Below are 11,089 nucleotides of genomic sequence, written 5' to 3'. Positions count from 1 at the left end.
AAGATGGTAAGAAAAACGTACAAATCCTCTTTAGTGTTACTTATGATTTTATTTTTAGTGTTCTCTTGTAAGGATACATCAGAACCTATTATAGTCACCACTGAAGATTTTCATTCATCTGTAGATAAGGTGATGGAAGTGATGGTTCATGATATCTTTTCGCCACCTGTGGCAAGTAGAGTTTTTGTATATCCAAATATTGCTGCTTACGAAATTATAGCACAAAAAGACACGCTTTATCACTCTTTAAAAAATCAAATAAAACATTTAAAAGGGATTCCAAAAGCAGATCCACAAAAATTAATAAACTATCCACTTGCGGCAATCATTGCACATATAAATTTAAGCAAGCAGTTAATTTTCTCTGAAGACAAAATCGAAAAGCACAGAGATAGTTTATACAGCGTATGGGAAGCTAAAAATCCAAGAGAATTTGAAGATTCTAAGGAATATGGCTTAGCAGTCTCTACATTTATTACAAGTTGGATGGGGGCTGATAATTACGCTCAAACTAGGACGATGTCTAAGTTTAGGGTAAATTCTAAAGAGGAATCTAGATGGCAGCCCACTCCACCCTCATATATGGACGGCTTAGAACCTCATTGGGATAAAATGCGTCCTTTTGTCTTAGATTCTGCTGCCCAATTTAAACCTATCCCTCCGCCTGAATTTTCTATGGATAAAAGCTCTATATTTTATAAAGAATTAAAGGAAGTCTATGATATTAGCAATAGAATTTCCAAAAAAGGAGATCAATCAGAAGAAATAGCCATTGCACAATTTTGGGATTGCAATCCTTACGTTACTGTAACTAGAGGGCATTTAATGTTCGCCGTTAAAAAAATAACGCCTGGTGCCCATTGGATAGGAATTACAAAGATCGCGTCTAAAAAAAGTGGTGCAGATTTTAACAAAACTATTTTTGCTTATACCAAAACATCTATTGCTATTGCTGATGCGTTTATCAGTTGTTGGGATGAAAAATACAGGTCTAATTTGGTAAGGCCAGAAACACTAATCAAGACGTATTTTGATGATGAATGGAAGCCAATTTTACAAACACCTCCTTTTCCAGAATATACCAGCGGACATTCTGTAGCCTCTGGTGCTGCATCTACCGTTTTGACTTCAATTTTTGGAAATAATTTTTATTTTGATGACGATACAGAGCTTGTTTTCGGATTACCAATACGGTCTTTTGCTTCCTTTGAAGCTGCTGCAGATGAAGCTGCCATAAGTAGGATGTATGGTGGTATACATTTTAGATCTTCTGTAGAAATTGGTCTAGACCAAGGTAAAAAGATAGGAAAATTGGTAACTGAAAATCTTATAATGGCCCATGAGTAAAATCACGAAGAAAATAGTTGTATTAGTTGGTCTCTTGATAGCAGGATTTTTAATTTGGTATTTATTTTTAAAACCTTATGATTATTTAGTCACTTTTAAAGTGAATACGACCGCCGGCACGATCAATCAATCCTTAAAACAATGGAATTTAGGTTTAGAGGGGTCAAATATTGTTCAGCAAGAAAACTTAAATAGTCTAACTCAGAAAATCAATATAAATGATACTGTATATCTTTATAATTGGAAAATAAGCTCTGTAAACGATTCTGTTTCTAAAGTGAAAGTCTATGTAAGTAACAAAGAAAACAGCTTTCAAAATAAAATGTCTATTCCGTTTTCTAATACAGATTTTGAAAAAGTTACACTAAAGACAATCACCAATTTTATGGACAAATTAAAGGGCCATCTAAAAAAAATTAAAGTATCGGTTATTGGAGAAAGCACAACGCCATCCACCTATTGCGCTTATGTTTCTATAAAAGACTTACAGATGAATAAAGCAAAAGGAATGATGCGGAATTACTCATTTCTAAGTTCAATTTTAGCTAACGATGGTATAAAAATGAATGGCACTCCTTTTATTGAAGTGACCAACTGGAATATCGAAAATGACAGTATCGCGTACAATTTTTGTTTTCCTATTATGAAGAGTGATTCTTTACCGGAACATAAGGATCTAAAATACAAGCAGTATAACGGTGTAAAGGCCATTAAAGCTATTTATAATGGAAATTATATAACTTCAGATAGAGCTTGGTATGCCTTGCTAGAAGAGGCAAAACGACAAGAAATTGAAATACATAAAACACCTGTAGAATTTTTCTATAACAACCCCAATTATGGTGGAGATGAATTAAGTTGGAAAGCAGAAATTTTTATGCCTGTTAAATTGAAATAGTCATGAAAAAATTAATTTTATGTATGGCAGTCCTAGTCTGCATTGCAGCGTGTAAAAATTAGCAAGAGATGAAAAAAGAAAACAAGGTTAAAAATTCAATTGACATCTCTAAAACTTGGTGGAAGGAAGGAGTTTTATACCAAATATATCCTCAGAGTTTCAAAGATTCTGATGGCGATGGTTTTGGTGATTTCAAAGGTGTCATCGAAAAATTGGATTATTTAGAAAGCTTGGGCATTACCATGGTATGGATGAATCCTTTTTTTGAGTCTCCAATGGTAGATAATGGGTATGATGTAAGCGATTACAGAGTGATCCAACCAAGGTATGGTAGCATGGAAGATTTTCAGAATATGCTGGACGGTATGCACAAGCGTGGAATTAAACTTGTCTTGGATGTTGTAGTCAACCACAGTAGCAATGAGCACGACTGGTTTAAACAATCTCGAAGCTCAAGAGATAATCCTTATAGAGAGTATTACCATTGGTGGCCAGCAGAAAAGGGAGAGCCACCTTTTCGTCATAGCTTATTTGATCCAGAAGGAGCTTGGACCTATGATGAGCAGACCAACGCCTATTATTTACATTATTTTGCAGCAGCACAACCTGATTTAAATTGGGAAAACTCTAAAGTCCGTTATGAAGTCTATGATATTATGAAATTTTGGGCAGAAAAGGGAGTTGATGGGTTTAGAATGGATGCGTTTCAATATGCAAGTAAAGACACTATCTTCCCAGAATGGCCAAAAGGACACGAAGAAGAGTATGATAAATGGTATGGAATGAATCCACCTTTACATGGTTACCTCAACGAAATGTACAATGAAGTCATTAGTAAATATGATATTTTTGCTGTAGCAGAAGGAGCAGGAACCACATTGCAAGACGCACATGATATTGTAGATGCAGATCGCAACGAACTCCAAATGGCCTATCATTTTGATTATGTAGGTTCAGACCAACTTAAATTAACTGACTTTAAAGCCATCTTTACTAAATGGGATACTTCTTTTGCCGAAGAAGGCTGGCTTTCTATTTTTCTTTCCAATCATGATAATTCACGATTAGTTAATCGATTTGGGAACTCAAGTCCAGAATACAGGACAGTTTCTGCTCAAATGCTAAATACCTTTATGCTAAGCATGAGAGGTACACCTTACACCTACTTTGGAGATGAATTGGGCATGACGAATATAGACATGCCAAGCATTGAAGAATACGTTGATGTATCTGCTCTGGGTGATTATAAAAGAGCGGTTAAGGAGGGTAAAGATTTAGGGGAGTTTATGAAAAATCTCAATTTTTATTCTAGAGAAAATTCTCGGACACCAATGCAATGGAACGATTCAAAAAATGCTGGATTTACAACGACAACCCCTTGGAAGAAAGTAAATCCAGATTATAAAGACATCAATGTTGCTAAACAGGAGAAAGATCCCACTAGTGTGCTTAATCATTTTAGAAAAATGGTTAAACTTCGAAATGAAAACAAGGTTTTAGTCTATGGGAAATATGAGTTATTAGATAAAAATAATGAAGACATCTATGCCTATACAAGAGTATTAGATGGTAAAAAAATGTTGGTGCTTTTAAATTTTACAGACCATGATTCATCCATTACATCACCGCAAATACAACAGCTAGCAGAAATACAAATTAATAATTATAACAGCTTAGCTATAAATAATCATACTATTACTCTTAAGCCCTATCAGGCTGTAATTGTTTCACTTAATTAATCTCACATATTATGAAAAAAAAAAGCCTTTATTTTAGCTTTTTACTTTTATCACTCTTGTTTTTAACCGCTTGTCATAACACGAAAACAAGTTTTTCTATAGATTCTCCAGATAAAAATATCTCTATCGAATTTGCCTTGTCAGAAACAGGAAATCCAATGTATTTGGTAAAACACAAAAGTGAGATAGTTATCGATACCTCATTCATGAGTTTCGATTTAAAGGATCTTCCGCCTTTAAAAGATAACTTTAAAATTATAAAATCCTCAATAGCAACCATAGATGAAACTTGGCAAATGCCATGGGGCGAACAAATTGATGTAAAAAATAACTACAATGAACTCACCGTATACTTGGAGGAAAAAACAGCTGATAAAAGACAGTTAAATATCCATTTTAAAGTATTTGATGATGGCATGGGTTTTAGATATGAATTTCCTGAACAGACCAATTTAAAGGAAATATTAATCACAGATGAAAATACTGATTTTAATTTGACTGGAGATCACAGCGTTTGGTGGATTCCTGGCGATTGGGATATTTATGAGCATTTATATAGTGAAACAAAATTTTCTGAAATTGATGCATTGTCTAAGAAAAATAATGAAAATTTATCTGCAACCTATATTCCTTATAATGCAGTAAATACACCTGTTACTATGAAAACGGATACAGGGTTATACCTGAGTTTTCATGAAGCAGATTTAACAAACTATGCAGGGATGACGATGAAAGTGGACCCAATAAATTTAAAAATGACGAGCGAATTGGTAGGTTCTGAAAGGCTGAAAGCAAAAGCCAAGCTAACAGTACCTTTTAATACTCCTTGGCGAACCATCCAAATAGCAGAAAAAGCAGGAGATTTAATCGAGTCTAAACTGATATTGAATTTAAACGATCCAAATGAATTAGGAGATGTAGACTACTTTACGCCGATGAAATATGTGGGTATTTGGTGGGAAATGCATATTGGAAAATCTACGTGGGATATGGAAGGGAGTCAGGATATGAATACATATACCGAAGGCAAATCAGCATCATCTTCGCATGGAGCTACCACTAAGAACGCTAAGAAGTATATCGATTTTGCTTCAGAAAACGGCATAAAAGGCTTTTTAGTAGAAGGTTGGAATACAGGCTGGAGTAAATGGCTTGCCTCTGCGGAAGATAGAGAAGGACTTTTTGATTTTATGACCCCTTATAAAGATTATGACTTTGATGAAGTGATGGCGTATGCTAAAGAAAAGGGCGTTGAGGTTATTATGCATCATGAAACATCTGCAGCACCATTAACCTATGAAAAGCAAATGGACCAGGCCTATGATTTTATGAAAGCTAACGGAATGAATTCAGTAAAAACAGGATATGTTGGCGAAATTATTCCAGAAGGAGAATATCACCATGGACAATGGATGGTAAATCACTACCATAAGGTTTTGGTGGAAGCAGCGAAAAAGGAAATTGCAATAAATGCTCACGAACCCATTAAAGCGACAGGAAAACGTAGAACTTATCCAAATGCAATTTCAAGAGAGGGATTAAGAGGACAAGAATTTAACGCTTGGGCAACAGATGGCGGAAATCCGCCAAACCATATATCAACTGTAGTATTTACAAGAATGCTTTCTGGTCCTATAGACTTTACGCCTGGAGTATTTGATATAAAATTCAACAGATATAAAAAGCAAAATCAAGTCAATACAACGTTAGCACATCAACTAGCTTTATATGTTATAATCTATAGTCCTATCCAGATGGCCTGCGATTTACCAGAGAATTATAGGGTTGACGGGAAGTTACATCCTGCTTTTCAGTTTATAACAGATGTTGGGGTAGATTGGCAACAAAGCAAAGTATTAGAGGGTGAAGTGGGCGATTTTGTAACCATTGCAAGACAAGAAAGAGAAACAGGGAATTGGTTTATTGGAGGTGTTACTAATGAAAACGAAAGGACACAAGAGCTTACCTTTAATTTTCTAGAAAAGGGAAAAACCTACAAAGCAAAATTATATAAAGATGCACCAAACGCAGATTGGGATAACAACCCACAAGCTTATGAAATAGAAGAATTAGAACTAACAAATGCTTCCAGTTTAAAAGTAAAATTAGCCCCAGGTGGTGGATTTGCACTTAGTATTGTTGAATAATCATCATAATTTTTTAGGACTTAGAAAATTAACCTCGAAGTTCTGTTCTGAATATATTTGACACCAAATTAAATTTATAATGCCGTATGAATTAATTGAATTATACTACGACGTAGCTCAGCACTGGTTTTTTGATAAAAAGTAGGCGAAAAAAGCCTGTGCCGAGCTCGTTTCGGTAAAATAATTTATGGCGACATTATAGGTTTAAATTGGTGTCTGTTTTTATTTTATGGGTTAATTTCTTCCACCAAGTATTAGTTTGAAATGTAAATAACTAATGATATGATTTTAATATGAAGCTACAAAAACCAAGTTTATCCTTTTGGCAGATCTTTAATATGAATATTGGATTTTTAGGAATTCAATATAGTTTCGGTTTGCAACAAACAGCTATCAACCCTATATTTCTATATTTAGGAGCGCCAGAGGATATGCTGCCCATATTAAATATTGCAGGCCCAGTCACAGGATTAATTGTACAACCTGTTATTGGTGCACTGTCCGACAAAACTTGGTCTAATCGCTGGGGAAGGCGTAAACCCTATTTTCTAATTGGTGCCTTACTAGGTAGCTTGACTTTATTTGCATTCCCGCACAGTCCTGTGCTTTGGTTTGCGGTAGGCTTACTATGGATTCTTGATGTTGGTAACAATATGGCCATGGAACCCTACAGAGCTTTTATAGGAGATAAATTGCCAGAAAAACAATTGAGTCTTGGGTTCCAAATGCAAAGCCTTTTTGTTGGTGCAGGGATATTGTTAGCCAATGGTTCTATTGTTTTATTTCAATATTTGTTTGGGGGAGAGTCGTTAGAATCAGGAATCATTCCGCAATGGTTGTATTACTCCTTTTTTATTGGTGCTTTTCTTTCTTTAGCTACTATTTTATGGTCTGTTTTAAAAACACCAGAAATTCCACCTTCTGAAAAAGAAGTGTTAGAAATTAATAAAATTAAAAGTTTGCCTTTAGGTCATAAATTTAGAAAACCCTTCTTAGAGATCATGGGGTCAATAAAGGTGATGCCTAAATTTATGTGGAAAGTAGGTGCTGTATATTTATTTCAGTGGTATGCGCTTTTTATTTATTGGCAATTTACAACACCTCTATTTAAGCTTACTATGGGATATTCTACTTCAGAAGCCGCTTCGCAAGCCGCTAAAATGAGTTTAACTTATAATATTGTAACCATGCTTGTGGCGCTTGCTTTAGTACCTTTAACTATCCGCTTTGGAGGAAAAAAGGTGTATGCCTTAAGCTTGGTAGGTACCGCAATTGCATTATTTACTATTCCCTATATTTCTGACCCCCTATTTGTATTAGCACCAATGGTGTTATTTGGTATCGGGTGGGCAGCCATGATGGGAATCCCTTATACCATGGTTTCAAAGATTGTTCCCCAAGATAAAAGAGGAGTTTATATGGGTATTTTGAATATGATGATCGTTATCCCTATGGGAATTCAAACCTTAACATTTGGTCCAATATATAAATACCTGCTTGATGGAAATGCGATAAATGCTATGCTTTTTGCAGGTGTATTTTTTGCTATTGCTGCGTTTTTAGCAATGCGGTTGAATGAAAAAACAAAAGGATAAATTAACTTTTACTAAAAAAATCATCGATGAAAAATATGTTAAAAATGTTCATTTTATTATCGCTTGTCATGATATCATGTAAAAATAAGTCTGAAGATAGATTCTCAGGAGACACCGCCTTTGAGGTGCAAATAAATCAGACCTTAGAAAAATTGTTAAAACAAGAAGACACAGATGGAGATAAAAAAATTACTATTGAAGACAAATCCCCTAAAGTATTCCAATTAAAAACAAGCTCTGGAAATACATTTGAGATAAAAGGAACATTCGAATTATCAAAATTACTCCAAGAGCTAGTTTTGGCAAAAAATGAAGGTAAAACCCTTGCTAATATCAAGACTAAATATATAGATGAGCTCCCAGTAGATAGAACATCAAGATTAATAAAAACTTATTATTGGGACGGTTTGACACGGCATTTGGATGAAGATGGTATTAAAAATCTCATTATAGATTCTAAAAATGAAAGTTTAATTTCTGAAGATCTTAGAATCTATGTTCCCTATACCGATTCGATTTCATTTGGCTATTTTAAGGGCTTAGAAAAAAAATTACCGATTACGACCTATAAATTGCCAGAGGTTATTACACCAGAATATGTAAAATCTATTAATAACAAACCTGGAATTTTAACCCTAAAACTTGAAAACAAGAACGGAAAATTGCAGGGAGTTCCCTTTGTTGTCCCTGGAGGCCGTTTTAATGAAATGTATGGTTGGGATAGTTACTTTGAATCTATTGGGTTAATCGTGGATGGAAGGGTTGATTTAGCCAAAGCAATGGCCGATAATTTTCAATATGAAATTGAATACTATGGAAAAATTTTAAATGCCAATAGATCGTATTATCTAACAAGAACCCAACCACCGTTCTATTCAAGTTTAATTAGAGAAGTATTTGAGGTCACTGCTGATAAAACTTGGTTAAGAAGTCATTTGGAAACCGCCATTCAAGAATACAAAACGGTATGGATGGAAAAAGGAAAGCGATTAACATCAAATGGGCTAAACCGTTATTTAGCCGAAGGACTTAGAATTCCGCCTGAAACTGAGGAAGGGCATTTTGATGCTATTTTAAAACCATATGCGGAAGAGGCTGGACTCTCTATTGAGGAGTATGTTGTTAGGTATCAAAGGGATGGTGGTCATGCTGGCGAATTAAAAAATCAAACTGATTTAATAATCAACCCAGAACTTGATGCTTACTTTATTCATGATCGCAGTGTGCGCGAGTCTGGTCATGATACTTCCTATAGAATTGAAGGTAACTGTGCTGATCTTAATTTAGTAGAATTAAACGCATTGCTTTATAAATACGAAAAGGATTTTGCTTTTTTAATCAGTAGTCAGTTTAATGATAATTTTGAAACCTCTACAGGGCAAAACTATTCGTCAGATTATTGGATTAGAAAACACCAAGATCGTCGAAGGCTTTCAGATAAATACCTTTGGAATGGAGATAAAGGCATGTATTTTGACTATGATTTTAAGAACAACAAGCAATCCAATTTTATTTCTGCTACAACCTTTGCACCGATGTGGTCTGAGATGGCAACTAAAGAGCAGGCAGAACAATTAGTTAAAAATTGCTTACCACTGTTAATAGAAAAAGGAGGGGTTGCAGCAAGTACAAAAGAAAGCCGTGGCATCATTTCAGATTCACGTCCAGCTCGTCAGTGGGATTATCCAAACGGTTGGGCACCTCACCAAATGATGATTTGGAAAGGCCTAAAAAATTACGGTTATGATGCTCAATTACAAGAATTAGTATACCGATGGCTCTACATGATAACAAAGAATGCTGTGGATTACAATGGTACAATTCCCGAAAAATATGATGTGGTGGAAGCCACACATAAAGTGTTTGCCGAATATGGAAATGTTGGTACAGATTTCCAATACATTACGCAAGAAGGATTTGGCTGGATGAATGCCTCTTATCAATATGGGTTGACACTTTTGGATCAAAATCTAATAGATAATCTAAATCAACTTAAGGAGCCAAAACTTATTTTTTAATGAATTCACTTAAACTTATCCTATCGGATTTCCGCTACTTTTCAGTGGTTTGGGTGTATTGTTCTTTAAATATCATGATAGGGACTTGGGTATTGTATATACCGCAAGTAAAAGAGAAGTTAGAACTTGATGATTCAGAAATTGGTTTTGCATTGTTCTCTTTGGCTTTAGGACTTCTGCTTTTTATTCCTGTGGTCCCTTACGTTACTCACAAAATAGGTTTAGGTAAGAGTACGTTTTTTGGTATATGTGCTTTTTCAATAGCTTTTATAGGACCATTTATCGCTACCAATTTTACGATGTTATGCGTCTCTTTATTTGTGGTAGGTATTTTTTCTGCACTTACAGATATTTCTATGAATACGTTGATCTCAGAAATTGAAAAGAAAGATGAGGTGAACATTATGTCGGCGGCGCATGGCTTTTTTAGCTTAGGGGGTGCACTAGGAGCACTTATTGGTACTTTACTTATAGCCTTGTTGGACGCACCATTATACCATGTGCTTTTAATGATCTTCCTCGTTGTTGTGACGAATTTATTATTATCAAAAAAGTACTATACCATGACTGAAAATAAAGGCCTTAAAAACAAAAGTAAAGTTCCTTTCAAAGTCTATAAACCTCTATTTTTATTAGCCTTCTTGGCTCTAGTTGCTATGAGTAGTGAAGGATCTATTGAGCAGTGGAGTTCTATTTATTTAATTGAAATAGTTGAAATTTCTTCCCAAAACTTAGCAGGTTTAGGATTTATTGTATTTTCTATTATGATGACAATAGGACGATTTTTTGGTGATGGAATAAGTGAAAAAATCGGATCTAAAAGAATTATTGTAGTAGGATTTATTCTTGCTTGTATGGGATATTTGTGTGTGCTTTTAAGCCAAGTTTTATTAAGTGTAATAGGATTTGGAATTATAGGATTAGGCTTGTCTGTTATTATTCCAGAATTGTTTAGAGTCGCAGGAAATACAAGAGGAATTTCGGCTTCTAAAAGTATTTCTTTTGTTTCAGGAATAGGATTTTTTGGATTTTTATTAAGTCCAGTAATTCTTGGTTATATTTCAGATAGCTTTAGTCTTAAAGTCAGTTTTTTATGTCTTTTAGCCCTCACGTTATTCACCTTAATAGTGTCGATTTTTAGACCTAAGTTTAATTAATCACATAAAGTTTTACGTCATAACTATTTACAACACGGCTTAAAAAAATAGCAGGGTTTGTTAAGGTTACAATTTTGGGTTTATAGTAATTTCAAGCCTTTACAAAAGGAAGATTAGGTAAGAGCACAAAACTTATTTATATTATTGTGTGCTATTAAGCTCGAGATCAATAGTAACATTCTGCGAAT

At 34.6% G+C, this 11,089-nt stretch carries 7 protein-coding genes; all 7 read left to right on the top strand.

What is annotated here, in order from left to right:
* Positions 1-3 precede the first annotated feature (3 nt).
* On the top strand, positions 4-1,347 hold the full coding sequence (locus P700755_RS06050; RefSeq protein WP_015023848.1) for a vanadium-dependent haloperoxidase: 1,344 nt from the start codon (positions 4-6) through the stop codon (positions 1,345-1,347).
* Positions 1,340-2,245 carry a GyrI-like domain-containing protein gene (locus tag P700755_RS06045; RefSeq protein WP_015023847.1) on the top strand — a complete coding sequence of 302 codons (906 nt, stop codon included), beginning with the start codon at positions 1,340-1,342 and terminating at the stop codon, positions 2,243-2,245. The genes P700755_RS06050 and P700755_RS06045 overlap by 8 nt, the downstream gene beginning before the upstream one ends.
* Positions 2,246-2,313: 68 nt before the next feature.
* On the top strand, positions 2,314-3,984 hold the full coding sequence (locus P700755_RS06040; RefSeq protein WP_015023846.1) for a glycoside hydrolase family 13 protein: 1,671 nt from the start codon (positions 2,314-2,316) through the stop codon (positions 3,982-3,984).
* Positions 3,985-3,995: 11 nt separating this feature from the next.
* Positions 3,996-6,131 (top strand): glycoside hydrolase family 97 protein, encoded by a 2,136-nt coding sequence (locus tag P700755_RS06035; protein WP_015023845.1) that lies wholly within the window; start codon positions 3,996-3,998, stop codon positions 6,129-6,131.
* 293 nt (positions 6,132-6,424) lie between these two features.
* Positions 6,425-7,726, top strand: a complete 1,302-nt coding sequence (locus P700755_RS06030) for an MFS transporter (protein ID WP_015023844.1) — start codon at positions 6,425-6,427, stop codon at positions 7,724-7,726.
* Positions 7,727-7,752: 26 nt separating this feature from the next.
* On the top strand, positions 7,753-9,744 hold the full coding sequence (locus tag P700755_RS06025; protein WP_015023843.1) for an alpha,alpha-trehalase: 1,992 nt from the start codon (positions 7,753-7,755) through the stop codon (positions 9,742-9,744).
* Complete coding sequence (locus P700755_RS06020; protein ID WP_015023842.1) at positions 9,744-10,901, top strand: MFS transporter; 1,158 nt, start codon at positions 9,744-9,746, stop codon at positions 10,899-10,901. Before P700755_RS06025 ends, P700755_RS06020 begins: the two co-directional genes overlap by 1 nt.
* Positions 10,902-11,089: the final 188 nt, after the last annotated feature.

Source organism: Psychroflexus torquis ATCC 700755 (genome assembly GCF_000153485.2).
Taxonomy (GTDB): domain Bacteria; phylum Bacteroidota; class Bacteroidia; order Flavobacteriales; family Flavobacteriaceae; genus Psychroflexus; species Psychroflexus torquis.
The sequence above is the reverse complement of the archived record's forward strand: the minus strand, read 5'-3'. Positions and strand labels throughout refer to the sequence as shown.

Excerpts from the sequence above, each read along its gene's own strand:
- P700755_RS06025 (WP_015023843.1), top strand. The coding sequence starts at position 7,753 with ATGAAAAATATGTTAAAAATGTTCATTTTATTATCGCTTGTCATGATA.
- P700755_RS06030 (WP_015023844.1), top strand. The coding sequence starts at position 6,425 with ATGAAGCTACAAAAACCAAGTTTATCCTTTTGGCAGATCTTTAATATG.
- P700755_RS06035 (WP_015023845.1), top strand. The coding sequence starts at position 3,996 with ATGAAAAAAAAAAGCCTTTATTTTAGCTTTTTACTTTTATCACTCTTG.
- P700755_RS06050 (WP_015023848.1), top strand. The coding sequence starts at position 4 with ATGGTAAGAAAAACGTACAAATCCTCTTTAGTGTTACTTATGATTTTA.
- P700755_RS06020 (WP_015023842.1), top strand. The coding sequence starts at position 9,744 with ATGAATTCACTTAAACTTATCCTATCGGATTTCCGCTACTTTTCAGTG.
- P700755_RS06040 (WP_015023846.1), top strand. The coding sequence starts at position 2,314 with ATGAAAAAAGAAAACAAGGTTAAAAATTCAATTGACATCTCTAAAACT.
- P700755_RS06045 (WP_015023847.1), top strand. The coding sequence starts at position 1,340 with ATGAGTAAAATCACGAAGAAAATAGTTGTATTAGTTGGTCTCTTGATA.